Genomic DNA, 25142 nt, shown 5'->3' on the forward strand with positions numbered 1-25142 from the left:
GTCTTTCGCATTGGAGTTTCACGGGTTCACAGTTCTGGCGCGGCTTTCATGCTGCAAGCGTAGGCCGACCGCGCCGCATCACGACAGGGATTTATTTTGCGACCGATTCAGAAATCGAATAAATTGGCGGACGTCTGCTACGACATCCGCGGCCCGGTCCTGGAAAAATCCAGGCAAATGGAAGAAGAAGGCCACAAGATCACCAAGCTCAATATCGGCAATCTGGCCGTATTCGGCTTCGATCCGCCCGATGAAATCGTGCGCGACATGATGCTCAATCTGCAGAATGCGGCCGGCTACACGGATTCGAAAGGCATGTTCGCGCCGCGCAAGGCCGTCATGCACTACACGCAAGGCAAGAATATCGCCGGCGTCACCATCGATGACATTTACCTGGGCAACGGCGCCTCGGAGCTGATCGTCATGTCGATGAATGCGCTGCTCAACAGTGGCGACGAAGTGCTGGTGCCGGCGCCCGACTATCCCTTGTGGACGGCCGCCGTCAGCCTGTCGGGCGGCAATCCCGTGCATTATGTGTGCGATGAGCAGAACGAGTGGTATCCCGATATCGAGGACATGCGCCGCAAGATCACGCCCAATACCCGCGCCATCGTCGTCATCAACCCGAACAATCCCACCGGCGCGCTGTATCCGGTTTCCGTGCTGCAGCAGATCGTCGAACTGGCGCGCCAGCATCAGCTGATCATTTTCGCCGACGAGATCTACGACAAGGTGCTGTACGACGAAGCCGAGCACGTGTCGATCGCCTCGCTGGCCGACGACGTGCTGTTCATCACCATGAACGGCTTGTCGAAGAATTACCGCTCTTGCGGCTACCGATCGGGCTGGATGGTGGTCTCGGGCGAAAAGCGCCACGCAAAAGATTACATCGAGGGTCTCAATATGCTGGCCTCGATGCGGCTATGCGCCAACGCGCCGGGGCAGTTTGCCATCCAGACGGCGCTTGGCGGCTACCAGAGCATACAAGACCTGGTGGGGCCTGGCGGGCGCCTGTTGAAACAGCGCGACCTGGCGCACAAGCTGCTGACCGATATTCCGGGCGTCACCTGTGTCAAGCCGAAGGCCGCGCTGTACATGTTCCCGCGCCTCGATCCGGAGATCTACCCGATCGCGGACGACCAGCAGTTTGCCTATGAATTATTGGCCGAAGCCAAGGTGCTGATCGTGCAGGGAACGGGCTTCAACTGGATCGCGCCCGACCATTTCCGCGTCGTCTTTCTGCCCAATTCCGATGACCTGACCGAGGCCATGGGGCGCATCGCGCGCTTCCTCGAAGGTTACCGCAAGCGTCACGGCCGGGGCTGAAGCAGCCAGCAGCAATCTCGATCAACCATACCGATCAACCTGGCGCCGCCCAAGGGGGCGCCACTTATGAGTAGTCAAGCACAACTATGAAATCCATCAAGATCGGCCTGCTGGGCCTGGGCAATGTCGGTTACGGCACGTTCAGCGTCCTGAAACGCAACCAGGAAGAAATCAAGCGCCGCGCGGGCCGCGGCATTGAAGTCGTCGCCGTCGCCGTGCGCGACGTGGCGCGCGCCGAAGCGCTGGTCGCCGGTGCCTGCAAGGTCGTCAATGACCCGCACCTGATCGTCAACGATCCCGAGATCGATATCGTCGTCGAACTGATCGGCGGCTACGACCTGTCGAAAACCCTGGTGATGCAGGCCATCGCCAACGGCAAGCACGTGGTCACGGCCAACAAGGCCCTGCTGGCCGTGCATGGCAACGAAATCTTTGCCGCCGCCCAGGACAAGGGCGTGATGGTGGCCTTCGAAGCGGCCGTCGCCGGCGGCATTCCCATCATCAAGGCGCTGCGCGAAGGCTTGACGGCAAACCGCATCGAATGGATCGCCGGCATCATCAACGGCACCACCAATTTCATCCTGTCCGAAATGCGCGACAAGGGCCTCGATTTCGCCACCGTGCTGAAACAGGCGCAGGAACTGGGCTACGCGGAAGCCGACCCCACCTTCGACATCGAAGGCGTCGATGCCGCGCACAAGGCCACCATCATGTCGGCCATCGCCTTCGGCATCCCGGTGCAGTTCGACAAGGCCTACGTGGAAGGCATCAGCAACCTCAATGCCGTCGACATCCGCTACGCCGAGCAACTCGGCTACCGCATCAAGCTGCTGGGCATCACCAAGCGCGCCACCGTGAATGGCGTGGAAGGCATCGAGCTGCGCGTGCATCCGACCCTGATCCCGGCCAAGCGCCTGATCGCCAATGTGGAAGGCGCCATGAATGCGGTGCTGGTGCACGGCGACGCCGTCGGCGCCAGCCTGTACTCGGGCCGCGGCGCGGGCGCCGAACCGACCGCTTCGTCGGTGATCGCCGACCTGGTCGACATCACGCGTCTGGCCACGGCCGACCCGGAACATCGCGTGCCGCACCTGGCGTTCCAGCCGAATGCGATGACCGACATCGCCATCTTGCCGATGTCGGAAATCACCACCAGCTACTACCTGCGCATGCACGTGGCCGACCAGCCGGGCGTGCTGGCCGACCTGACGCGCATCCTGGCCGAACGCGGCATCTCGATCGACGCCATGCTGCAGAAAGAACCGGCCGAGGGCGAGACGCATACGGACATCATCATGCTGACGCACCAGACGCAGGAAAAGAACGTCACGGCCGCCATCGAAAAGATGGAAGCGCTCAATAGCGTGGTGGGCACGGTCACCAAGATCCGCCTGGAAAACCTGAGCTGACTTTCACAAGGCCGCATGCAAAACGGCGCCCGCGGGCGCCGTTTTTTCATGGGCAGACTGTCTTACAGCTGCGGCACGTCGGGCGCGCCGACCGGGCCTACATCCATGCCGTCATAGCTGGCCAGCTGGTTTTCCTGCGCAAACACCATCAGCTCGCCATTGCGCGCATGCAGGCTGTCGACGCTGTGCACTTCCGCTTTTTCCACATGCAGCACCCAGACGGGGGCGGCGGCCGGATCGTCGAGTTCCGGCTGGTACAGTTCCACAGGACGGTAGCCCTGCAGCGCCAGCAAGGTGGCAGCCTGCTCCAGCGGTTCGGAAGTGGGGTTGGTGAAGTAATAGCCCCACAGCAGCGGCTGGGTCAGATCCCACGGCGCGTTTTCTGCGATATTGGCGAACAGTTCGGTTACGTCTTCTTTGGTCATCATGGCGGGGCTTTCAGTCAATTCCAGGGCGCGATCTTAACATCGGTGACGGTGACGCGCCACGCGCCCATAAAAAAACCGGCTTGGTAGCCGGTTTTTCATTTGCCGTTGAACGGCTTGATGCTTATACGCGTGAACGTGAATTAGAACTTGTAACGCAGGCCGATCGACAGCAGGTCAGCTTTCAGTTTCATGCCGTCCTGGCTCAGCGTTTTGCCAAAGTTTTCATATTCAGCAACAGCGGACAGGTTTTTATTGAAGTTATAAGCAGCGCCGATGCCAAACAGGGCAGCGGTTTTGTTTTTCGATTCGCTGGCATTGAAACCGATCAGGTTCAAATTAGCTTTGGTGCGGTTTTGTGTAACGCCAGCTTTTGCAAACAGCGAGAAATCAGCGTTCAATGGCAACGTGCCCGTCGCTGCTACGTAGAATGCGCTGGTTTCCATGCTCAGCGATTCCTTGCCTTCGCTCTCTTTTAGTTTGCCGAAATTGACATAGCCGGCTTCTGCGCCGAAGTTAGGCGTGAAGTCGTAGCCGGCGTAAACTTTGTAACCGGTTTTATTTTCTTTGCCCGAGGCGACATCACCAGACAATTTTAATTCCGAACGGCCAGCATTCGCGCCGACATAAATGTTCTCGGCTTGTGCAAACAAAGGGAATGCCAGTGCGGCGCCTACGACTACTGCAAACAATTGCTTTTTCATATTAATCCTAGATAATTAATGCGGAGAGACTGTCTCGCCGCTTAATGGGAACCGAATTGTATAGGGATGAATATGTTTATGTAAGGCAATTATTTTAAAAATATTGAAAATAAATCATTCGTTGTTTTTTAGCAACGTGCAGTATGGAATGCATATCGGCATCAGCCGTCATGCTGCATCGCTGAAATACACGCCGACTTTCAGTCCATGTCCATTTGCCGCCGTCGCCAGTTCCAGGCGCGCGCCATGCAGGGCGGCGATGTCGCGCACAATGGCCAGGCCAAGTCCCGCGCCGCCAGGGTTGCTCTCGAGCGCCGCGCCGACCCGGTAGAATGGCGTCAACACGCGTTCGCGTTCCGCGAGCGGAATGCCGGCGCCGCTGTCCTCCACCTCCAGCACCGCGCCTAGCCCGGCGTGCGGCACGCGCACGCGCAGGATCACGCTGCCGCCCTGCGGCGTGTAGCGCAGGGCATTGTCGACCAGGTTGGCCAGCAGTTCGTGCAGCAGCAATGCCTGGCCATGCACGGGCGCGTCGTCGGGCGCTTCCAGCGATAAATCGATATGCTTGCCGACGGCAGCCATGGCCATTTCCAGCCCTACCTGTTGCGCCACGTCGCGCAGCGAGACGGTATCCATGGTCAGGCTGTCGCCGCCATGCTCGATGCGCGCCAGGGTCAGCAGGCGGTTGGCCAGCAGCACGGTCGAATCGGTGGTGGCGGCGATCGAGCGCACGATGTCGCGCAGGGCAGCGATATCCGGTGGCGCTCCCGCCTGGCGGTCGCATTCGCGCATGGCCAGTTCGGCCTGGGTTTTCAGCACCGTCAACGGCGTACGCAGCTGGTGCGAGGCGTCGGCGATGAAACGGCGCTGGCTGGCGATCAGTTGCTGCAGGCGCGACATGGCGCCGTTCATGGCGCTGACCAGCGGGCGCATTTCCTTGTGCACCAGCGCGGGATCGACGTCGGACAGGTCGGACAGGGTGCGCGTCTCGACTTCCGTTTTCAAGCGCATCAGCGGCCGCAGCACCAGGCGCACGGCAAACCACACGAGGGCGCCCATCACCAGTATCATCGCCGCCTGCCAGCTCAGGGTATCGAACAGAATCTGGTTCGACAGGCCGCGCCGCGCGTCCAGCGTTTCGGCCACCTGAATCAGGGCGATGCCGCGCATCGAGTCGTCATACACGGGTTGCAGCAGGGCGGCGATGCGGATTGGCTTGCCGTGGTATTCGGCGTGATAGAAGCGCACCAGGGCCGGATAATTTTCCGAGCGGGGCACGTTTTTCGGCACGGGCGGCAAGTCGCCATAACCCGAGACCAGCTCGCCGTTGATGCCGGTGACCTTGTAATAGATGCGGCCCAGGGTATCGGTTTCGAAGCTGTCGAGCGCCACGTAAGGCACTTCGGCCACCACCTTGCCGCCGACGATGGAGACGCGCTCGGCCAGCGCCCGCGTCGACGCCAGCAAGGAACGGTCGTAGGCCATGTCGGCCGCGTCGAGGGCGTTGCGGTAGACGAAGACGGCATCGAGCAGTACCAGCATTACCAGGGGGATGAGCAGCCAGCGCAGCAGCTGGCTGCGCAAGCTGCCCAGCGGCCGGCCCTGCGCCCAGCGCCGGCGCAGGCGCTCGAACACGGGCAGGCGTGGGGCACGCACTGTCATTTTGCTGCAGCCGGCGCCATCGCGCTGCGCGGCTGCAGCAGGTAGCCGATGCCGCGCAGGGTGGTGATGACGGCGCCGTCGGGCGCGCCGCTTTCCACGCCGCTTTCTAACTTCTTGCGCACGCGGTGAATATACAGTTCAATGGCGTCCAGGTTGACGTCGTCGGCCAGCGCGAAGACTTCGTCGAACAGCTTTTCCTTCGACACGGCGCGCCCGGAGCGCGTGATCAGCGCTTCGAGCACCGCGTGTTCGCGTGGCGTCAGCGCCAGTGCCGCGCCGGCATAGCTGAACATGCGCGTGACGGTATCGAAACTGAGCGCGCCGCAGCTGTGCACCAGCGCTTCGTTGCCCTGGCTGCGGCGCAGCAGTGCTTTCACGCGCGCTTCCAGTTCGGCCAGTTCGAACGGCTTGGCCATGTAGTCGTCCGCACCCAGGTTCAGGCCCTGCACTTTTTCATCGAGGCCGCCGCGCGCCGTGAGTATCATGACGGGAGTCTTGCCGCGCGTGCCGCCGCGCGCGCGCAGGCGGCGCAGCACGTCCAGGCCGTCCATCTTCGGCAGGGTCAGGTCGAGCAGCACCAGTGAGTATTCCTGCGTATGCAGCAGGGCGTCGGCATCTGCGCCGTTGTGGGCGGTCTCCACCGTCAGGTGCGCGTCGCGCAGGGCCTTTGCCAGCCAGTGCGACAGTTCCAGATGGTCTTCCACTAATAATATGCGCATGGTCTCCGCCATTCGTTGAAATGATGCAGTGTAAGCCTGGCGGCAGGGGAGGCGATGAATATGTTGATGTCCCTTGTGGCTGGCTGGCGACACCTGTCAGGCTGAAAGCGAATTGAAAGGATGGCGCTCATATAGTGTGATCCTGATTCATGAAATGGATCGGGCATATCACTAATAACTATATCTAAGGGAGACACTTTACATGAAGAAAACTGCATTCTCGCTGGCCGCCATGGCGGTACTCGCCGCAGCCGGCAGTGCCCACGCCCAGTCGAACGTCACCCTGTACGGGCGCCTGGACGCCGGCATCAGCAACACCAGCAACGCCGGTCCGAACAAAAGCTCGATGACGCAAGTGAGCTCGGGCGGCATGAATACCTCGCGCTGGGGCATCCTGGGCAGCGAAGACCTGGGCGGCGGCCTGAAAGCCGTGTTCAATCTGGAAGGCGGTATCCTGGTCGACACGGGCGCGGCCGATGGCGCGCTGTTCAAGCGCCAGGCCAATGTGGGCCTGGAAGGCGCGTTTGGTCGCGTCGTGCTGGGACGCTCCTTCACCACCGTGTATGACTTTGTGCTGCCATTCGATCCGATGGCCTATGCGCCGTTCTACTCGTGGGCCACTTCCGCCAATGCGACGGGACCGAGCAAATACGGCATGACGACGGCCTTCGACAATATGGTCAAGTACTCGGGCAAGACGGGCGACTTCAGCTACGGCGCATCATATGGTTTCGGCGAGCAGACGACGGGCAATTCGGACAGCGCCAAGCTGTCCACGGCCGTCACGTATAAAACGGGGCCCGTCAGCCTGCTGGCCACGTATGAACAGGTGAACGGCAATGCCATCGCCGGCGGCACGCGCGACAAGACCACCGTGTATCACCTGGGCGCCATGTATGACGACGGCCCGTGGAAAGTGCAGGCGGCGGCGCGCGACTACAAGCTCGATCCGGCTGCCTCCGGCAAGGCCGACGTGCGCGGCACCCTGTACTGGGGCGGCGTCAGCTACAAGACCACCCCGGTGATCACCCTGACAGGCGTGATCTACTATCAGGACGTGAAAAACGTGGCCGCTAACCTCAATGCCGATCCGATCATGTACGTGGCGCGCGTGCGCTATGCGCTGTCCAAGCGCACCGACCTGTACGTGGCTGGTGCCTACGCCAAGGCCAAGCACAACCAGCTGGTCAGCCTGTCGCGTGACGATGCCGGTTTCGGCGACACGCAGCGCGGCTTGATCGCCGGCATCCAGCACCGCTTCTAAGCCATGACGATGCTGCGCTCCCTGTTCCTGTCGCTGCTGTGCCTGCTGCCCGCCCTTGCGGCGGCGCAGGCGTCCACGCCGGCCGAGTGCGTGGTGCCGTCCAAGCCGGGCGGCGCCATGGACCTGACCTGCAAGCTGGCGAAAAAAGGCCTGGCCCAGGAGGGCGTGGCATCCCCGGCTGCAGGATCGGCGATGCGCATCAGCTATCTGCCCGGCGGCATCGGCGCCGTGGCCTGGCATTCGATGGCATCGCAACGGCGCCGCGCGGAAGCGAACACCCTGGTGGCGTTTTCGGGCGGTTCGCTGCTCAATCTGGCGCAGGGCAAGTTCGGCAATGCGAAGGCGGGCGACGTGCGCTGGGTGGCGGCGCTGGGCGCCGACTACGGCATGATCGCCGTGCGCAGCGATTCGCCCTACAAGACCCTGGCCGACCTGATCGCCGCGCTGCGCCAGCATCCGGACAAGGTGCTGATCGGCGTCTCCGGCACCATCGGCAGCCAGGATTGGCTGAAAATGGCGCTTCTGGCACGTCACGCCGGCATCGATCCGAAAGTGCTGCGTTTTGTCGCGCTCGAAGGCGGCGGCGAAGTGTTTACGGCGATGCAGGCCGATTACGTGCAGGTGGTCTCGGGCGATACGTCGGAGGCCACCCTGAACGCCAGTGCCAACCATGCGCGCGTCCTGGCGGTGCTGTCGGAAAAACGCCTGCCCGGTGTACTGGCCGGCGTGCCGACGGCGCGCGAGCAGGGCTTCGACGTGGTCTGGCCGATCATCCGCGGCGTGTGGATGGGACCGCAGGTGCCCGAGGCGGACTACCAGCGCTGGGTGGCCACGTTCGAGCGCGCCATGGCCACGCCGCAGTTCGCCGAGTGGCGCGCACAGGCTGGTTTGTACCCTTTCGCCCTGACGGGGCCGAAGCTGACCGCGTATGTCAAGAAGGCGGTCGACGAGTATGCCAGGCAGGCGAATGAGCTTGGCCTGATGCGTTGAACGACATCCTATTAAAAAAACCTATTCATAGACGGAGACAACCCCATGCAAACCAAGACCCTGCTTCAAGCCGCCCTTGCCACCGCGTTTGCCAGCCTGGCCGGCGCCGCTTTTGCGCAAGTGCCGCCCGGTTATCCGGCCGACTACCAGAAGATCATCGACGCGGCCAAGAAGGAAGGCAAGGTGGTGATCTACAGCGCCACCGACAGCAAGGCCGCCGCACCGCTGATCAAGGATTTCAGCGCCCTGTATCCGGGTATCTCGGTCGAATACAACGACATGAATTCGACGGAAGTGTATAACCGCTTCATTTCCGAAGTGGCCGCAGGCGGCAACACGGCCGATGTCATGTGGTCGTCGGCGATGGACTTGCAGATGCGCCTGGCCTCCGATGGCTATGCGCTCAAGTATAAGTCCGTTGAAGCGGCGAAGATCCCCGGCTGGGCCATGTGGGACGACCAGGCTTACGGCACCACGTTCGAGCCGGCCGCCATCGTCTACAACAAGCGCCTGCTCGATCCTAAGGAAGTGCCGAAGAATCACGACGATTTCGTCAAGCTGATCGCCACGCCGAAATTCAAGGACAAGGTCACCACCTACGACATCGAAAAGTCGGGTGTCGGCTTCATGTTCATGGCGCAGGATGCGAAGGAATATCCGCAGTTCCTGGCGCTGGAAAACGCGTTCGGCACTGCCAAGGTGCGCGTGCAGTCGTCGACGGGCACCATGATGGAGCGCATCTCTTCGGGGGAAAATCTGATCGGCTACAACGTACTTGGCTCCTACGCGCTGGTGCGCGCCAAGACCGATCCATCGATCGGCGTGGTGCTGCCCAAGGATTACACGCTGATCCTGTCGCGCGTGCAGTTCATCAATAAGAATGCGAAGAACGTCAACGCCAGCAAGTTGTGGCTCGATTATATTTTGTCGCACCGCGGCCAGACCATCATTGCCAACGGCGCCAAGCTGTTCGCCATCCGCGCCGACGTCACGGGCGAAACCACGTCGGCCGACCTGATCAAGGTCATCGGCGCGTCCAACGTCAAGCCGATTCCCGTGCACCCGATCATCCTGCAGTTTTTGGGACCGGCCAAGCGCATGGCGTTCCTGAAACAATGGAAAGAGACAGCCGGCAAGAAGTAGGAATAGCCAACGCCGTCTTGGCCGCCCGCGAGCCTGGCTTGCGGGCGCACGCCGCACCCTTCATTCATTGGATTCATCATGCAAACTGCCATCTTGCCGCTGCCTGCACGGTCGCGCTCTCCCTTGTCGCGCCTGAACTGGTCGCGCGGCGTGGTCGTGACGATCACGCTGATCGCCATTTTCCTGCCGCTGTTCCTGATTTTTTATCAGAGCTTTTTGAACGCGCCGTTTTTCATGCCGGTGCGCGAATTCGGCTTTGACTCCTACCGTTTCATCTTCGATGATCCCGATTTCTCCATGGCTTTCAAAAATGGCTTGATGCTGGCCTTTGGCCTGACCGTCATCGCCGTGCCGCTGGGCGGCATGCTGGCCTTTCTGATGGTACGCACGGACCTGCCGGGCCGCGGCTGGGTGGCACCGATGCTGCTGGTGCCCATCTTTGTCTCGCCGATGGTGATGGGCTTTGGCTACGTCGTCTCAATGGGGCCGGTGGGCTTTTACTCGATCTGGGCCAAGGAGCTGTTCGGCTTCGTGCCCTGGAATATTTACTCCTTCACCAGCATCGTCATCATCGCCGGCCTGACGCACGTGCCGCACGTCTATCTGTATGCCTCCTCGGCACTGAAAAGCTTGGGTTCGGACGTGGAGGAAGCGGCCCGCGTGGCGGGCGCCTCGCCGATCCAGGTGATGCTGAATGTGTCGCTGCCGATGATCATGCCGGCGCTGGCGTATGCGGGCGTGCTGGTGTTCTTCCTCGGCTTCGAAGTATTCGGCCTGGTGCTGGTGCTCGGTGATCCGGAAGGCCATTTGGTGCTGCCGACCTATCTGTACAAGCTGACGAACAAGCTGGGCACGCCGTCGTATCACCTGATGGCCGCCGTTGCCGTCTGCCTGGTGATGGTGACCATGCCGCTGGTGATGATACAGCGCTGGCTGCTCAAGTCGGCCAACAAGTATGTGTCGATCAAGGGCAAGGGCGCGCGCAGCAAGGCCATGCCGCTGGGTCGCTGGAAGTGGCTGGCGTTTGCCTTGCTGGCTGGCTGGCTGATTTTCACCATCATCCTGCCGTTGACGGGTATCGTGCTGCGCTCCTTCGTGCAGTACTGGGGCGAAGGCGTGCACCTGGCCGACGTGCTGACCCTGCAGCATTTCCGCGATATTTTCGACCAGCCCTCGCTGGTGCGCGGCATCGTCAACACCATCCTGATCGGCGTGGTCGGCGGCGCGCTGGCCGTGGGTTGCTACAGCTTCATCGCGCTGGCCATGCACCGCAAGCAGGACGGCATCACGCGCCTGCTCGACTACAGCGTGCTGGTGCCACGTGCCGTGCCGGGTCTGCTGGCCGGCCTGTCGTTCCTGTGGGTGTTCCTGTTCGTGCCGGCCTGGCTCGATGGCATGTTGAAAGGCATGGACAACGGCGTGGCCCTGTGGCTGAGCGGCCATGTGATCCCAGTGCTGCGCGAAGTGCGTTCGACCATTTTCGCCCTGTGGTTGGCGTATTCGGTGGTGTGGATGGCCTATGGCATGCGCCTGATTTCCACCGCGCTGTTGCAAGTGGGCCCGGAACTGGAAGAGGCGGCGCGCGCCGTCGGCGCCAGCCGCGGCCAGGTGACGCGCGACGTCACGCTGCCACTGATCAAATACGGTTTGCTGGGCGCCTGGCTGATGGTGTTCCTGATCTTCGAGCGCGAATATTCGACGGGCGTGTACCTGCTCTCGCCGGGCACGGAAGTGATCGGCGCCATGCTGGTGTCGCTGTGGGCAGGCGGCTCGACCGACCTGGTGGCGGCGCTGTCCTTCATCAATATCACCCTGGTGGCCATCGGCCTGGGCATCGCTCTGCGCTTCGGCGTCAAGTTACATAACTGAGCTGCATAACTAAAAATAGACTGAGACCACATCATGAATGAATTGACCGTCAATGAGCTGTACTTGGACTACGGCACCGGCGCTGCCGCCAACCAGATACTGAAGGGTGTCTCGATGCACCTGAAAAAAGGCGAAGTGGTCGCCTTGCTGGGGCCTTCGGGCAGCGGCAAGACCACCTTGCTGCGCGCCGTCGCCGGGCTGGAAAGCCCGAAGGCGGGCACCATCCAGATCGGCGAGCGCAATGTCTACGATGGCGCGAAACACTTCGAGATGCCGGCCGAGCATCGCAACCTGGGCCTGGTGTTCCAGTCGTACGCGCTGTGGCCGCACAAGACCGTGTTCGACAACGTCGCATACGGTCTCAAATTGCGCAAGATGGGCAGCACAGAAATCGCCGCGCGCATCAAGGAAGTGCTGACGCAGCTGGGCCTGGGGCAGCTTGGCGAACGCTATCCGCATCAGCTGTCCGGCGGCCAGCAGCAGCGCGTGGCGATCGCCCGCGCGCTGGTGTACAACCCGCCCGTGATCCTGCTCGACGAACCGCTGTCGAACCTGGACGCCAAGCTGCGCGAGGAAGCGCGCGCCTTCCTGCGCGAACTGATCGTGCGCCTGGGCCTGTCGGCCCTGATGGTAACGCATGACCAGGGCGAGGCGATGGCCATTTCCGACCGCATCTTGCTGCTCAATAACGGCAAGATCGAGCAGCAGGGCACGCCGCAAAGCATGTATGAAACGCCCGATACCCTGTTTACGGCCGAATTCATGGGGAGTAATAACCGCCTGCCCGGCAAGGTGGTGCAGCGCGATGGCAACCAGGTTCGGCTGCTGCTCGATGGCGCCTCCATGCAGGGCGTGGCGCGCGGCGCCAATGTGGGCACGGACGTGACCACCATGATCCGCGTGGAGGAAGTGAAGATCAGCGCCACGCAGGTGGAGAACGCCATCGAACTGCCGCTCCTGACCTGCATGTACCTGGGCGACCGCTGGGAATGCCTGTTCGAGCGTGGTGGCGCCGAGAACATCAGCTTGCGCGCCTATTCGCGCCACAAGCTCGAAGCGGGCAAGTACTGGTTGCACATGCCGGCCGATAAGCTCTGGGTGTTTTAACGGTGCCGAGGTGGCCACGCTGGCGCGCAGTCTGTGCCGCGCTGGCCGCCGGGCTGTTTCGCCTGCTGCCGCGTGCTTAATTTCCCCGCACGACGACTTCCTGCGCCTTCGGTTCGCGCTGGCGCACGAAGCGCACGATGGAGTCGACGGTGACGACGTCGATCTGGCGCGTCATGCGGCGCTCGAACGGATGATCGTCAAAAGCGATATTGGCACGGAACATGCGCGCGCCCAGGCGCGTGGCGGCGGGGATGCTGAGCGTTTGCGGCGCGTAGCTGGCGCTACGCAGCCAGCCTTGCGCTTCGGCGCGCGTTTCGATCTTGCCAGGCTCGTTGCTGGCCGCGGCCAGGGTTTCCAGCACCCACTGGTTCGAGTTCTGGTACTTGGTGGAAAACGGGTAGGCCAGCATATTGTAGTGCGGCTCATGCAGACGCTTGGGCGTGTTGCTGGTCAGCAGGCGCACCAGTTGCCGCTGCGTATCCTGGCCGGGAATCAGGATCAGGGTTTCATACATGAACACGTCGTCCATGAAGAAATTGCCCAAGCCTTCGTTGTACAGCGACGATTGCGCCGTGCCGCATTCATTGAGTTCATGCACCACCAGCCAGCGCCCTTTCGGGTGGTCGCGCCAGGCCAGCGCCATGTGCGAATAGCGCAAATTGTATTTCGACAGGTCCTGACCGGCGCGCGCCACCAGCGCTACTTGTGCGCCCGAGGCATCGAGCGCTTGCAAGGTCTTTTGCGCCAGGTCCATCGATTTGACGAGCGTCGTGGCATCCGTTTGCTTTTCCTCGCACGAGCGCCCCGCATGAGCGGCGCCGGCCAGGGCCAGGCTGATGATTACGGCAGTCAGGCGTTTCATGGGTTCACGCTTTCGAATGGTGGAGGATGGCATTGCCGGCCGCGTTCGGCACATAGGCGATGGCCTTGCCCGACAGGACCAGCATGTGGCCGGTCGAGACGGCCACCACCTTGACGACAGTGCCGGCTGCCAGCGACAGCCCTTGCATGGCTTTCTGGCTCAGCTTGACGGAGGCCGTGGCGGCGGAGGACGCGCCCTTGGTCGCGCTCTTCAGCACGAGGATGCTGCCGTCGGCCACGTCTTCCACCTTGTCAATGACGATTTCACCGGCGGCGGCCAGCACCGACATGGAGCCGACCAGCACGATGGCCGAGGCCATGCTGGCATTGTCGGAGGCGTTGGTGGTATCGGAGTTGGCGGCCTGGGCCGTCAGGCTGGCGGCGCACAGCAGGGTCATGGCGAATACGTGTTTCATGGAGTTCCTGTTCTTCTTGATGGTGGCATTACACTTTGGAGTGGTGCAGCAGCGCCTTGCCCAGTTCGTTCGGGATGAAGGCGATGGCCTTGCCGGACATGACCAGCATGTGGCCGGTGGACAGTGCCACCACATTGACCACGGTGCCGGCCGCCAGCGACAGGCCCTTGGCCGCTTGCGTGCTCATCTGGATGGACGCGCCGCCCGCTTCGGATGCGCCTTTCAGCACGATGACGATGCCTTCGCCCACCGTTTCCACGCTGGCGACGACCACCTGGCCGGAGGCGACCAGCATCGACATGGAACCTGCGACGACGACGGCGGAACCCTGGCTGAGGTTTTGCGAGCCTTTCGACAGATTCTCGGAAGCGGCGGCGTGGACCAGGCCGGGAGCGGCCACGGAGAGCGTCAACAGCGACAGGGACAGGCAGAGGGGCAGCAGGCGTTTCATGTGTTTCTCCTTCAAGTGTGCCAAGTGGCAACGCCATCATTGTAGACTGTGGGCAATTGGTCAATGAAAACGCTACTCGTAGCGGGCAGCCATACCGCAGGTAGCGTATTGCGCTACTTTTTTTGCCGCCAGAACCGATGCTATTTTTGTAAAGGAAGTGCATGCCGCAAACCCACGCCCTGATCGAGGCCTTGAAACGTCTGTTGAAAGCGCGCGCCGTCACATATGCCGAGCTGGCCCAGCGCATCGGCGTGTCGGAAGCCAGCGTCAAGCGGATGTTTTCGCAAAAGCAATTTACCCTGCAGCGCCTGGACCAGATCCTGGTGGCCATCGGCAGCGATTTCCAGCAGCTGGCACTGGCCGTGCAGACGGCGCAGGCCGCGCCCACCCTGATCACGGGGCTGACGTATGCGCAGGAAAAGGAAATCATCGACGACACCCGGCTGTTCGTGGTGGCCGTCTCCGCCCTGAACCTGCTGCCGCTGGAGCAGATCGTCGCCATCTACGACATCAGTGAAGCGCAAGCCGTCAAATACCTGCTGCGCCTCGACAAGATCGGCTTCCTGGAACTGCTGCCGAATAACCGGGTCAAACTGCTGGTGGCGCGCACGTTTGCGTGGATACCGAATGGCCCGATTCATACCTACTTCAAAAAGGAAGCCTATGGCGATTACCTGAATTCGCAATTCGATGGCGAGACAGAATTGCTGCGCCTGGTGAACGTGATGTTGTCGAAGAAATCCACGGCGGCCTTGCTGGAGCGCTTGAAGCAAGTGGCGGTGGAGTTTTCGCAACAGCACCAGGAAGACGCGCGCCTGCCTGGTGTCGAACGCCTGGCCATCAGTTTCATGCTGGCGGCCCGGCCGTGGATGCCGCAAACCTTTAAGGCTTTGCTGCGGCAGTAGCGGCAGCGATGTCGCGGCCAGGCTAATGCTCCTGCTTGTCGGTACTTCCTTGTTCCTCTTTCATCTGCGACAGCAAGCGCCAGGCAAAAAAGCCCAGCACGCCCACGCCCAGCAGCAGTGCGGCCCACAGCGCGGCCAGGCGCAAGCCTGCGCCATCCGGCGTCTTCTCGATGGGGGCGTCGCTGGTCAGAGCCACCACCCTGGCCGCGGTGGCGACAGGCAGCGCCAGCAATTCCTCCTGCGTGAAGCCGGGCGCGACCTGCGACAGTGGCAGCGTTGCCGGCGTTGCGCCACTCCTGCCGAAGACCAGTTGATACGGTCCCTTGCCGCTGGCCAGGAATACCAGGCTGGCCGGTGTCCAGCCCAGGCGCAAGACGGAGTTGAGGTTCGGGTTCGTGCCGCTGTGATATTGCGGCCGCAACACCCATTGCGCCGTTTGCACGACGGGCATGGCCAGGTCGCCGGAGACCCGTTCCTTGCCATCCATGTTGATACGATAGAACGTCGTGTTGAGCAGTGGTTCGAAGTCGGCGACCTGCGTGCTGCGCGCTTGCGGGCGCAGACGCTGGCGCTGGCGCGGCGCCTCGCTTGCCACGTGATACACGCCCAGGGTGACAGGCATGGACGTGTTGCCCTCAGCCAACTGCAAGCTGATGCTGTCGGCGGGAATGGCGATCGGCGTCGCATACAGGCGCTCGTCGACGCTCTTGCCTGCCGTCCCTTTCAATGCGATGGTGGCGCGCGGCGCGGCAACGGCTGTGACACTGACCTGCTGCGCGGCGATGCCGGCGAAAGTGATGGGATCGCCGTACTGCCAGCTCAGCCGCGCATAACGGAAGGCACGCGGCGCGAATTCGATGCGGTCGTTGGCCAGGGTTTGCGTGTCGCTGTTGCGCAGCCAATTCAGCGTGGTGGTGGCGATGGCATCCCATTGTTTCAGGTCGTCGCTTACCTCCAGCAGTACTTGCGCATTGTAGTTATCGGTTCCTGGCGGCAAGGTGAAATGCAGGGCGCCGATGCGGCTATCCTTGGCGGGCGGGCCCGCATCGAGGATCAGACCTTGCAAGCCCGGCGCCGCACCGGGCGTACTGCCGCCACGCGCCGTGACGGACAGCAGGCGGCCGTCATTGCCGGTACGGATATCCACATTGTCCAGTTCGTAGTAGCCGATGTTTTTGCCGGTGACGGGAAAGATGCGCATGGCAAGTGTGTCGCGTTGCGTGCGCGATTGCGCGGGCGGGGCCGTCAGGGCGAAGGCCAGCGGCTTGCCGGTACTGTCGAACAGGCGCACGTCGGCCAAGCTGGCCGAGCGCGCATGCAGATACACGTCGGTGGGGACGCTTATACGGCTCAGGCCGGCACCAGGCTGCGGCGTCAACGCGATGCTCCAGCCATAGTCCTGCGGCCGCTCCGGTGGCGCCGGGGTAGCGGCCAGCGCGCCGCCTGCGATCAGGCACGTGCAGAGGAGGAATGGGGATTTCATGCGGCTCCTTGCTGAGGTTCGGCCGGCGCTGGCGCGGCAGCCTTGGGGAAAGGCGCCAGGTAGCCGATCAAGACCATCAGCAAGCCCACGCCCACGAAGGACACGATGCGTTCGATGCCGCCCACGTTCGACAAGTCGATCAGGAACAGTTTCAGCACGACCAGTCCCAGCAGCACTGCCCCCATACTCCATTGCTGGCGCCGCTGCTGGCGGGCCGCGTGGCGCATCAGCAGCAGGGCCGTGATGCTCCACACTAGCGACAGCATCGCTTGCACGAACTGCGAGGCCAGCATGTCGTCGAAGCGGTAGGGTACGCCCAGGTAATTCGATACCGTGCGCAGTAGCATCAGGTTGAACCAGACATACACGCAGCAGGCGGCCACAGCCGGCAAGCGCGCGTGCCACAGGACGGGCAACGGCACTTGTTTTGCCGGCAGCAAACGGTAGCTGGCAATGGCCAGCAGGATGGCAAAGCCCGTGCTCAAGTCCAGCGGATTGAGCAGTGGTAAATAGGGCAGGGGCGCCATGGCGCCATCGTCGACAATATTCCATGCAGCGATCAAGAGCAGCGACCATAGCGCACCCAGCGGTATCAGGGTGCGCTGGTACCACGCGGCAATCGGCGCCACCGGCCAGGCCTCTGAGCGGCAGCGGCGGATCAGCCAGGCCAGCGCCAGCATCATGGCCCAGGCCGGCAAGTAGCGGGCCCAGGCGGGGCTGACGCTGCCTTCATGGCCCGCCAGCCAGGCGTTGACATGCATGGCGCCCACGGGCCACAGCATCAGCCATGGTGCTGCCGTGCGCAGCGTATGCAAGAAACGCAGCGCTCGCACGTCGAGTTGCCAGCCCGCTTGTGGCCAGGCCAGCAGCAGGTATTCGCCGGCCGCCAGGGCACTGGCCAGGGCCAGCCAGCTCAAGCCCGTCGGCAGGTAATCGTGCAGGTACAAGGCCAGCAGCAGGTTGGCGCTCCACACAAGCAGACCCAGCCAGGCAGCCACTCTGAGCCAGCGTAACTGCGGCCATTCCAGGCGCCGCGCCAGGAGGGCGAACACGGGCGTTGTGACGCACACGGCAATCAGGTACAGGGCCAGCCAGTGCTCGCCCGCGTGTGGCTGCATAGACAGGTTGCCGTCGATCAGGCGCAGCAGCCAGCTGGTGAAGGGTACGAGGATGGCGGCAAACCACAGCAAGCCGCTCCAGACCAGCAGGGGCCGCGCGACCAGGGCCAGCAGCTCGCCGCCGCCGCGCGCGCGCAGCGCAAGGAAGCGGGCGCTGGCAAAGGCGGCGGCGCCCAGCAGCAGGGCGCTGAGGAAGGAACCGTCGAACAGGCTGGCCGGGTGCTGGTCCCAGGCCCAGCTGGCGCGGCTGAGCAGCACCAGCCCTGCGAGGACTTGCACGGCCAGCAGCAGGGCGCGCGGCGCATGCCATTGTTCGCGCCGCGCCAGCGCCGCCAGCAGGGCGGTCACGCCCAGCGCGCTGACGGTCAGCAGGTTGAGTTGCGTGGTGGCATCCGTGCGCAGCAGGATTTCGCTCCAGATGCCGCCCAGCAGCCAGGCCGTGGCGGCCGTCAGGAACAGCACGGACAGGCTGCTCATGAATTCCGGATACAAGTGGCTGCCGTGGCGGCGGAAATTGAAGGCCATCACCAGCGCGGCGGCGGCCAGCAGCGCGCAGCCGAGCCAGATGTTGGCCTGCAGGGCCGCTGCCGTATTGAGTTCCTGCATGGCACCGAGGAAGGCAAGCCAGGCGGCCGCCTGTACCAGCAGGCCGAAGGCCCAGGCCAGGGTCTGGCGCTGGCGCAAGCCGACCCAGACGATGCCCGCGCCTTCCAGCGCCCAGGCGGCGGACGTCCAGCGGCCGTCGAGGGCGAACGGGATGGCCAGCGTACCGAAGACGATGCCCAGCGCCAGGAAGGCTTCGGCCAGCAGGCGGAAACCGTTCCTGCGCCACAGGGCCACGGCCAGTCCCATGTAGGTCAAACCGGCAAGCAGCGCGGAAAACGCCAGGCCGAAGTCAAAGTGCCAGACCAGGCTGTATTGCAGGCCCATGGCCGCCAGCGGCGTACCGAAGACGAGCGTGCCATCCACGTAATGCTTGAGGCGCGGCGCCTGGCGCGCGCAATAGGCAATCGCAATGCCGATATAGAACAGCACGAACAGGATCAAAAACAGCTGCGTCGACAGGTAGTGCTCGGGCGTGTAGCGCAGCAGGCCCCAGGTGGTGGCGACGACGAAGGTGAAGCCAAAGCTCAGCACATTCAGGACGCGCCAGGCACGCTTCAGGGCGATAGCGAAGACGCCCGCGTTGAGCAGCGCGTAATAGCTGAACAGGCCGATATGGTTGCCGCTGCCCGTCGACACGAGCAGGGGCACGGCAAAGCCGCCGACGATGCCGAAAACGGCCAGCCAGACGGCGTTTTGCAGCACGGCCAGCAGGCAGGTGAACGCCGTCAGCACGAACAGCACGGCAAACGCCAGGCCCGCCGGGATCAGTTCATACAGGCGGAAGGCGCCAAACGTCACCAGCATCAGGATCGCCAGCGCCGTGCCCTGCAGCGGCAAGCTGATGCCGGGGCGGCTGGTGCGGATGCGCCAGGCCCAGGTCAGCAGGGCAATATCGGCGAGCACGATGCCGGCCAGGCGCAGCTCGATGGGCACCGTGACCTGCGCCGACACATATTTGAGCAGGAAGCTGACGCCGAGGAAGAGGATCAGCAAGCCCAGCTTGGCGACCAGGTTGCCGGTAAATAGCCAGTTCTTCGCCTTGGCAACGAGGCCGTCCGGGCGTGCGATCCAGGATGGGGTGTTGGCGGCGGCAGGGGCTGGCCTGGCTGGGGGAGGTGGTGCCGATGGCGCGGGTGCGGATGTGGTGGCTGGCGCGGCTGGCGGGACCTTTGCCAGCTCGACCGGCCCGATCACGGTCGCTTGCGGCACGGTGGCGGCTGGTGGCACCGGTGCAGGCGCGGAAATAGGCACAGGCACAGGCACAGCACTCTTCACGATGGGCGCGGTAGCTGGCGCTTCGTCCTGGCCTTCCAGCGCTCGCAGGCGCTGCTGGATGCCGTCGACTTCCTTGCGCAAGTGCGCCGTCAGCAACTCCAGATCTGCTACTTTCCTGCGGTGCTGCAACACCAGCACGAAGGCGGTGACCAGCAAGGCCAGGATGGTCAATGATGTCATTCCAGACATGGGGGCAGCTTTCCGGGAGGGGCTGGCAGGGGCGCCAGCGATATGCGCACATTACCTTATTATCAAGAAACAAGCGATTTCTGTTGTGTCAGGGCAAGTGCCAGGAAGCGCGTGCGGCGGCGAGGCGAACCTGACGTGGCACGCTGTTTTCCGTATTGACGCTAAGCAAGATGACGACATTCAGATTGTCGTGCGCAGGATAGTGCTGTATTTTAGCAATTCCTTAATTGCCAGTTCCCCATGCCATGAGTCAAAGCAGCCAGTTTTCCTTATTGTCGCAGCGCCGTTTCGGGCCCTTCTTCTGGACCCAGTTTTTTGGCGCCTTCAACGACAATCTGTTCAAGACGGCCCTGATGGTGATCCTCGCCTACGATGCGCTGAGCTGGACCACGCTCGACCCATCCACCATCACCAACCTGATTCCCGGCCTGTTCATCCTGCCCTACGTGGTGTTTTCAGCCACGGCGGGCCAGCTGGCCGACAAGTTCGAGAAGGCGGGCCTGGCGCGCTTCGTCAAATGGATGGAACTGGCCATCATGGCCGTTGCCGCCGCTGGCTGGATGACGCATACCCTGTGGCTGCTGGTGGCCGCCGTGGTGGGCATGGGTGTGCATTCAACCCTGTTTGGCCCCATCAAGTATGCGTATCTGCCGCAGCAGTTGAAACCCGAGGAATTGGTCGGCGGCAATGGCCTGATCGAGATGGGCACCTTTGTCGGCATTTTATTGGGCGAAATCCTCGGCGCCGTCTTGATCGTGCATAAGCCGCTGGGCGTGGAACTGGTGGCCGGCGCGACGATTGCCGTGGCCATTTTCGGCCTGCTCGCCAGCTACCGCGTGCCGCGCACGCCCGCGCCCGAGCCGGACTTGAAGGTGAGCCTGAATTTTGTCGCCGAATCGTTCCGCAACCTGAATTTCTCGCGCAAGAACCGTCCCGTTTTCCTGGCCATGCTGGGCAATTCCTGGTTCTGGTTTTACGGCGCCTTGATCCTGGCACAGTTCCCCGTGTATTCGAAAGATTTCCTGCATGGCGACCACAGCGTGTTTGTGCTGCTGCTGACCGTGTTTTCCGTCGGCATCGGTACCGGTTCGCTGCTGTGCGAGCGCCTGTCCGGCCACAAAATCGAGATCGGCCTGGTGCCGTTCGGCTCCATCGGCCTGTCGCTGTTCGGCATTGACCTGTATTTCGCCAGCAATGCCTATGCGAATACGCAAGTGGTCGACGCGCTGGCGTTTGTCAGCCAGGCGGGCGTGCCGCGCATCTTGCTCGACATTGTCATGATCGGCGTGTTTGGCGGCTTTTTCATCGTGCCGCTGTTCGCCCTGATCCAGACCCGCTGCGATCCGAAACACATCTCGCGCACCATTGCCGGCATGAATATTCTGAATGCGCTGTTTATGGTGGCGGCCGCTGGCGTGGCCATCGTGCTGCTGGGCAAAGGCTTTACCATACCCCAGCTGTTCCTCGTCACAGCCATTTTGAATGCGCTGGTGGCGGCCTACATCTTCTCGCTGGTGCCGGAATTTCTCATGCGCTTCCTGGCGTGGATACTCATCCAGACCGTGCACCGCGTGAAGGTGGTCGATGGCGAACGCATCCCCACGGAAGGCGCGGCGGTGCTGGTGTGCAACCACGTCAGCTATGTGGACGCCATCGTCATCATGGCGGCCAGCCCGCGCCCCATCCGTTTCGTCATGGATCACCGCATCTTCAAGATGCCGGTGATGGGATGGATTTTCCGCACGGCCAAGGCGATTCCCATCGCGCCGGCCAAGGAAGATCCTTTCCTGATGGAAAAGGCCTTCATCGATATCGCGCAAGCGCTGCACCAGGGCGAACTGGTGTGCATTTTCCCTGAAGGCAAGCTGACGCGCACGGGCCAGATCAGCGAGTTCAAGGGCGGCATCGCCAAGATAATCGAACGCAGCAAGGTGCCCGTGATTCCGCTGGCGCTGCGCGGTTTGTGGGGCCATCTGTTGAGCCACCGCAATGGCCATCTGTTCGAGCGCGCCTTCAAGGCCGGCTTGCGCTCGCGTTTGTCGCTGGCCGTGGGCATGCCCGTGGCGCCCGAGGCCGCTACGCCGGAATTGCTGCAGCAAAAGGTGCAGGAATTGCGCGGCAAGTGGAAATAAGCGTCATTCCTCTCGCGTAACGGCTCCCGCCCGTTGTGCCAGGTGCGCGCGGAGCAGGACGGCGATGGCGGCGAAATCCACCGGTTTGGTCAGGTGATGCTCGAAACCGGCTTGCTCCGTGCGTGAGCGCGCCTCGCCCTGGCCCCAGCCCGTCAGGGCGATCATCAGCACCTCGCGTCCCTGCGCACGCTGGCGTATCTGGCGTGCCGCTTCATAGCCATCCATGTCCGGCATACCCAGGTCCATCACGACCAGTTGTGGCCACGCCAAATCAACGGCCGCCAGCGCCTGTTTGCCGCCATACGCGACGCTGGCGGCATAGCCCTCGAGCTGGAACAGGCTTTGCAAGGAATCGGCCGCGTCGCGGTTGTCGTCCACCACCAGCACTTGCACCGGCTGGTGCGCGCCGGCGGGCGACTCGCTGTCGGCGGCGGCCGGCGTGGCGGCCAGTATGTTGCTGGCGCTGGCCGGCAGTGTGACGATGAAGCGGCTGCCTCGGCCGGGGCCGTCGCTGTAGGCGTCGATGCCGCCACCGTGCATTTCGGCAAATTGGCGCGCCAGGCTGAGGCCGATGCCCAGCCCGCTGGTCATTTGGCCCGCCACCGTGCGTCCCTGTTCGAACATGGAAAAGATGCGCGGGATGGCGTCCGGCTCGATGCCGATGCCATTGTCTTCGACCGTCACTTGCAGCAGGCTCTGCGCCTGGCGTGCCGTAATGTGGATGTGGCCGCCGTCCGGAGTGAACTTCACGGCATTCGAGACGATATTGGCAAAGATCTGCACCATCCTGGCATAGTCGGCGCGCAGCGTCACGGCATGCGGCGGTATATCGAGTGCGATGCGGATGTGCCGGTTGCTGGCCGCAGGTTGGCACAACTCGGATACATGGTCGAGCACTTGTTGTAACGTAAACTCCTTGCGCTGTAGCAACACCTTGCCGCTGGTGATGCGCGCCACGTCAAGCAAGTCATCCACCAACCGCGTCAGGTGCGTCACTTGGCGCTCGATCACGTCGCTCACTTTGCCGACCTGCTCGGATGCCGGGAACAGGCGTTTGAGCAAGGCCACGGACGACTTGATGGGGGCCAGCGGATTGCGCAGTTCATGCCCGAGGCTGGCAATGAATTCGTCCTTGCGCCGCTGCGTCTCGCGCACCTGGTACTGGCGCTGGCGCGCGCGCAGCATGGCATGCGCCGACGTAATCAGGGTCAATATGTGCACGGGGCGTTCCAGCAGGGTCAGATTGCCCAGGGTGGCAATGGCTTGCCGCAAGGGCAGAGAATCGCGCCCCGCATGCGTCAGCAGGATGATGGGCAAGTCGGACCAGTCAGGCTGCTGCCGGGCGTAAGCGTCGAGCACGGAGTACACGCCTGCATACAGCGCCTCGTCCACCGTCAGCACGCCGCCGGCGCCCAGTGCCAGTTGCTCGGCCAGTTCGCCGGGAGAGCGGCAGGCGTGGCTGGCGATGGCGCTGCTTGCGAATACCGTGCCGGCCAGGGCGGCATCCTGGCCGGCAGGCGCGTAGATCAGGATGCGCTGCTCCATGGCAATTTCTAGGGCAAGCCCGACAGGATGCCGTGAAAACCGGCCAGGGCCGGGCCGATGCGGATGCCCTGCGGGCTGATGTCGAAGCGGCGGATGCTGCGTTCGTGCGCGCTGCCGCGTTTCTTGAAGATGGAAATGGCTTGCCGCACCTCGCCCTCTGTTTCGTAATAGCGCAGCATGATGACGCTGTCGGCCAGGTAGCTGGCATCGGCCGAGGTGGTCATGCAGGTGCCCAGCATGTTTTGCGGCACGCCGACGAGCAGGGTGACCACGCCGCACTGGCCCAGGTAATTGAGCAATTCATGCAAGTGGGTGCTCTGGAAGCGCTCATCGGGCACCGCATGCATGTAGCCGTTCAGGCTATCGATGACGATCACGCGGGCGCCCCGTTCTACCGCGTCGACTACGGCCTGGGCGAATTCGCCCGGTGTCAGCTCGGCCGGATCGATCTGCTGTGCGCTCAGCAGGCCTGTGTCGAGCGCCGCCTGCAGGCGCATGCCCACGTTGTCGGCCCGGTTCAGCAGCTTGCTGCGCGCTTCCTCGAACAGGAACATGGCGCACGGTTCGCCGCGCTTTGTTGCCGCGTGCACGAATTGCGCCGCCAGGGTGGACTTGCCGCTGCCGGCGGGGCCGGAAATGAGGGTGCTCGTGCCTTCTTCCAGGCCGCCGCCTGTCATGGCGTCGAGTTCGGGCACGCCGCTCGACAGGCACCGATGGTTGCCATCGCGCCGCGTGTCGGCTGCCACCAGGCGCGGATAGACGACCAGGCCGTCACGGGCGATCTTGTAGTCGTGCGTGCCGCTGCGAAACGGCACGCCCCGGTATTTCACCACCCGCACGCGGCGCCGGTCATTGCCATACGCCTGGTTTTGCAGCTCCAGCGAGATCACGCAATGGGCTACGCTACGCACTTGCAAGCTGTCGTCGAGCGCGGAACGGTCATCGATCAAGAGGGTGGTGCAGTGCCGGCTGGCCAAGTATTGCTTCAACGCCACTACCTGGCGCCGGTAGCGCAGGGGGTTTTCCGCCAGTAACTGCAGTTCGGACAGCGAATCGAGCACCAGGCGGGCCGGACGGTGCTTGTCGATGGCGGCCAGGATGCGCTGGTTGGTCGAGGCCAGCTCGATTTCGGACGGATGGAAGATGGTGTACTGGCGCTCCGGGTCGAGTATGTCATCGCTGGGCGCCACTTCTTCGATGGCGATGCCGGTCAGGTTCCAGCCATGCGACAGCGCTGCGGCGCGCAGCTCGATCTCGGATTCGGCCAGGGCGATATACAGCACGGGCGCGCCGCTGCGCGCGCCTTCAGCCAGAAATTGCAGCGCCAGGGTGGTCTTGCCTGTGCCGGGCACGCCTTCGACCAGGTACAGGCGCTCGGGCAGCAAGCCGCCCGTGAGTACGGTATCGAGGCCGGGGACACCCGTCGACAGCAGTGGCGGCGCGTCCAGGCCGCTCGCATCCTCGTGTTGCGCCATTCCTTGCGCCTGTGCTGTCATCATCGCGCCCCCGCTGTGCCACGCTGTGGTCACGCTGTGGTCAGTAT

Annotated in this window: 20 protein-coding genes; 9 read left to right on the forward strand and 11 right to left on the reverse strand. The window is 62.9% G+C overall.

The annotated features are described in order from the left end of the window. Positions 1-96 precede the first annotated feature (96 nt). The gene (locus ACQ4W7_RS02585) at positions 97-1326 is read left to right on the forward strand and encodes a pyridoxal phosphate-dependent aminotransferase (protein ID WP_426070788.1); all 1230 of its coding nucleotides are present in this window, start codon (positions 97-99) and stop codon (positions 1324-1326) included. Positions 1327-1412: 86 nt separating this feature from the next. Continuing rightward, entirely contained in the window at positions 1413-2735 is a 1323-nt protein-coding gene (locus ACQ4W7_RS02590; protein WP_426070787.1) for a homoserine dehydrogenase, read from the forward strand. 62 nt (positions 2736-2797) lie between these two features. Here ACQ4W7_RS02590 and ACQ4W7_RS02595 read toward each other — a convergent pair whose 3' ends face one another. The 4 genes from ACQ4W7_RS02595 to ACQ4W7_RS02610 form a co-directional block, all read right to left on the reverse strand. Then, complete coding sequence (locus ACQ4W7_RS02595; protein WP_426070786.1) at positions 2798-3163, reverse strand: ribonuclease E inhibitor RraB; 366 nt, start codon at positions 3161-3163, stop codon at positions 2798-2800. A 140-nt stretch (positions 3164-3303) separates the two neighbouring features. Next, entirely contained in the window at positions 3304-3864 is a 561-nt protein-coding gene (locus tag ACQ4W7_RS02600) for an outer membrane beta-barrel protein (protein WP_426070785.1), read from the reverse strand. Between the two features lie 168 nt (positions 3865-4032). Beyond that, positions 4033-5526, reverse strand: a complete 1494-nt coding sequence (locus ACQ4W7_RS02605; RefSeq protein ID WP_426070784.1) for a sensor histidine kinase — start codon at positions 5524-5526, stop codon at positions 4033-4035. Further along, on the reverse strand, positions 5523-6245 hold the full coding sequence (locus ACQ4W7_RS02610; RefSeq protein ID WP_426070783.1) for a response regulator: 723 nt from the start codon (positions 6243-6245) through the stop codon (positions 5523-5525). Before ACQ4W7_RS02610 ends, ACQ4W7_RS02605 begins: the two co-directional genes overlap by 4 nt. Before the next feature lie 202 nt (positions 6246-6447). Here ACQ4W7_RS02610 and ACQ4W7_RS02615 point away from each other — a divergent pair, with 202 nt between their 5' ends. The 5 genes from ACQ4W7_RS02615 (at position 6448) to ACQ4W7_RS02635 (ending at position 12618) form a co-directional block, all read left to right on the forward strand. Further along, a complete protein-coding gene (locus ACQ4W7_RS02615; RefSeq protein WP_436528180.1) occupies positions 6448-7509 on the forward strand; it encodes a porin in 1062 nt (353 codons plus the stop codon). A 3-nt stretch (positions 7510-7512) separates the two neighbouring features. Continuing rightward, entirely contained in the window at positions 7513-8499 is a 987-nt protein-coding gene (locus tag ACQ4W7_RS02620) for a Bug family tripartite tricarboxylate transporter substrate binding protein (RefSeq protein WP_426070781.1), read from the forward strand. A 45-nt stretch (positions 8500-8544) separates the two neighbouring features. Further along, on the forward strand, positions 8545-9642 hold the full coding sequence (locus tag ACQ4W7_RS02625) for an ABC transporter substrate-binding protein (protein ID WP_426070780.1): 1098 nt from the start codon (positions 8545-8547) through the stop codon (positions 9640-9642). A 78-nt stretch (positions 9643-9720) separates the two neighbouring features. Next, positions 9721-11511, forward strand: a complete 1791-nt coding sequence (locus ACQ4W7_RS02630; protein ID WP_426070779.1) for an ABC transporter permease — start codon at positions 9721-9723, stop codon at positions 11509-11511. A 33-nt stretch (positions 11512-11544) separates the two neighbouring features. Continuing rightward, positions 11545-12618: an ABC transporter ATP-binding protein gene (locus ACQ4W7_RS02635; protein ID WP_426070778.1), complete on the forward strand. Its 1074-nt coding sequence runs from the start codon at positions 11545-11547 to the stop codon at positions 12616-12618. A gap of 76 nt (positions 12619-12694) precedes the next feature. On the opposite strand, the gene ACQ4W7_RS02640 is transcribed toward ACQ4W7_RS02635, so the two are convergent. From ACQ4W7_RS02640 to ACQ4W7_RS02650, 3 genes are read right to left on the reverse strand one after another with little or no spacing between them, the layout of a single operon-like run. Next, the gene (locus tag ACQ4W7_RS02640) at positions 12695-13480 is read right to left on the reverse strand and encodes a DUF2145 domain-containing protein (protein WP_436528183.1); all 786 of its coding nucleotides are present in this window, start codon (positions 13478-13480) and stop codon (positions 12695-12697) included. Positions 13481-13484: 4 nt separating this feature from the next. Beyond that, entirely contained in the window at positions 13485-13895 is a 411-nt protein-coding gene (locus tag ACQ4W7_RS02645) for a hypothetical protein (RefSeq protein ID WP_436528185.1), read from the reverse strand. Between the two features lie 28 nt (positions 13896-13923). After that, positions 13924-14346 (reverse strand): hypothetical protein, encoded by a 423-nt coding sequence (locus ACQ4W7_RS02650; RefSeq protein WP_305048951.1) that lies wholly within the window; start codon positions 14344-14346, stop codon positions 13924-13926. 161 nt (positions 14347-14507) lie between these two features. Between ACQ4W7_RS02650 and ACQ4W7_RS02655 the strand changes: the two genes are divergently transcribed. After that, on the forward strand, positions 14508-15251 hold the full coding sequence (locus ACQ4W7_RS02655) for a helix-turn-helix domain-containing protein (RefSeq protein ID WP_426070774.1): 744 nt from the start codon (positions 14508-14510) through the stop codon (positions 15249-15251). Between the two features lie 22 nt (positions 15252-15273). Here the strand turns inward: ACQ4W7_RS02655 and ACQ4W7_RS02660 are convergent, their stop codons facing one another. Both ACQ4W7_RS02660 and ACQ4W7_RS02665 read right to left on the reverse strand, forming a co-directional pair. Continuing rightward, positions 15274-16734 (reverse strand): DUF3999 family protein, encoded by a 1461-nt coding sequence (locus tag ACQ4W7_RS02660; RefSeq protein WP_436528188.1) that lies wholly within the window; start codon positions 16732-16734, stop codon positions 15274-15276. After that, positions 16731-19922 carry a DUF2339 domain-containing protein gene (locus tag ACQ4W7_RS02665; RefSeq protein WP_436528190.1) on the reverse strand — a complete coding sequence of 1064 codons (3192 nt, stop codon included), beginning with the start codon at positions 19920-19922 and terminating at the stop codon, positions 16731-16733. Before ACQ4W7_RS02665 ends, ACQ4W7_RS02660 begins: the two co-directional genes overlap by 4 nt. 245 nt (positions 19923-20167) lie before the next feature. On the opposite strand from ACQ4W7_RS02665, the gene ACQ4W7_RS02670 reads away from it, so the two are divergent. Beyond that, positions 20168-22054, forward strand: coding sequence for an MFS transporter (locus ACQ4W7_RS02670; RefSeq protein WP_436528192.1), 1887 nt, complete (start codon positions 20168-20170; stop codon positions 22052-22054). 3 nt (positions 22055-22057) lie between these two features. Here ACQ4W7_RS02670 and ACQ4W7_RS02675 read toward each other — a convergent pair whose 3' ends face one another. Both ACQ4W7_RS02675 and ACQ4W7_RS02680 read right to left on the reverse strand, forming a co-directional pair. After that, positions 22058-23599, reverse strand: a complete 1542-nt coding sequence (locus tag ACQ4W7_RS02675; RefSeq protein WP_436528194.1) for a hybrid sensor histidine kinase/response regulator — start codon at positions 23597-23599, stop codon at positions 22058-22060. An 8-nt stretch (positions 23600-23607) separates the two neighbouring features. Continuing rightward, complete coding sequence (locus ACQ4W7_RS02680) at positions 23608-25074, reverse strand: ATPase domain-containing protein (protein WP_436528196.1); 1467 nt, start codon at positions 25072-25074, stop codon at positions 23608-23610. Positions 25075-25142 lie beyond the last annotated feature (68 nt).

The organism is Janthinobacterium algoris, assembly GCF_051380935.1.
Classification (GTDB): domain Bacteria; phylum Pseudomonadota; class Gammaproteobacteria; order Burkholderiales; family Burkholderiaceae_D; genus Janthinobacterium.

Bases quoted from the DNA above. Each gene is read 5' to 3' on its own strand.
- ACQ4W7_RS02620 (WP_426070781.1), top strand. From the start codon at position 7,513: ATGACGATGCTGCGCTCCCTGTTCCTGTCGCTGCTGTGCCTGCTGCCC.
- ACQ4W7_RS02650 (WP_305048951.1), bottom strand. From the start codon at position 14,346: ATGAAACGCCTGCTGCCCCTCTGCCTGTCCCTGTCGCTGTTGACGCTC.
- ACQ4W7_RS02595 (WP_426070786.1), bottom strand. From the start codon at position 3,163: ATGATGACCAAAGAAGACGTAACCGAACTGTTCGCCAATATCGCAGAA.
- ACQ4W7_RS02660 (WP_436528188.1), bottom strand. From the start codon at position 16,734: ATGAAATCCCCATTCCTCCTCTGCACGTGCCTGATCGCAGGCGGCGCG.
- ACQ4W7_RS02670 (WP_436528192.1), top strand. From the start codon at position 20,168: ATGAGTCAAAGCAGCCAGTTTTCCTTATTGTCGCAGCGCCGTTTCGGG.
- ACQ4W7_RS02665 (WP_436528190.1), bottom strand. From the start codon at position 19,922: ATGTCTGGAATGACATCATTGACCATCCTGGCCTTGCTGGTCACCGCC.
- ACQ4W7_RS02640 (WP_436528183.1), bottom strand. From the start codon at position 13,480: ATGAAACGCCTGACTGCCGTAATCATCAGCCTGGCCCTGGCCGGCGCC.
- ACQ4W7_RS02645 (WP_436528185.1), bottom strand. From the start codon at position 13,895: ATGAAACACGTATTCGCCATGACCCTGCTGTGCGCCGCCAGCCTGACG.
- ACQ4W7_RS02675 (WP_436528194.1), bottom strand. From the start codon at position 23,599: ATGGAGCAGCGCATCCTGATCTACGCGCCTGCCGGCCAGGATGCCGCC.
- ACQ4W7_RS02600 (WP_426070785.1), bottom strand. From the start codon at position 3,864: ATGAAAAAGCAATTGTTTGCAGTAGTCGTAGGCGCCGCACTGGCATTC.
- ACQ4W7_RS02630 (WP_426070779.1), top strand. From the start codon at position 9,721: ATGCAAACTGCCATCTTGCCGCTGCCTGCACGGTCGCGCTCTCCCTTG.
- ACQ4W7_RS02625 (WP_426070780.1), top strand. From the start codon at position 8,545: ATGCAAACCAAGACCCTGCTTCAAGCCGCCCTTGCCACCGCGTTTGCC.
- ACQ4W7_RS02655 (WP_426070774.1), top strand. From the start codon at position 14,508: ATGCCGCAAACCCACGCCCTGATCGAGGCCTTGAAACGTCTGTTGAAA.
- ACQ4W7_RS02680 (WP_436528196.1), bottom strand. From the start codon at position 25,074: ATGGCGCAACACGAGGATGCGAGCGGCCTGGACGCGCCGCCACTGCTG.
- ACQ4W7_RS02605 (WP_426070784.1), bottom strand. From the start codon at position 5,526: ATGACAGTGCGTGCCCCACGCCTGCCCGTGTTCGAGCGCCTGCGCCGG.
- ACQ4W7_RS02590 (WP_426070787.1), top strand. From the start codon at position 1,413: ATGAAATCCATCAAGATCGGCCTGCTGGGCCTGGGCAATGTCGGTTAC.
- ACQ4W7_RS02610 (WP_426070783.1), bottom strand. From the start codon at position 6,245: ATGCGCATATTATTAGTGGAAGACCATCTGGAACTGTCGCACTGGCTG.
- ACQ4W7_RS02615 (WP_436528180.1), top strand. From the start codon at position 6,448: ATGAAGAAAACTGCATTCTCGCTGGCCGCCATGGCGGTACTCGCCGCA.
- ACQ4W7_RS02635 (WP_426070778.1), top strand. From the start codon at position 11,545: ATGAATGAATTGACCGTCAATGAGCTGTACTTGGACTACGGCACCGGC.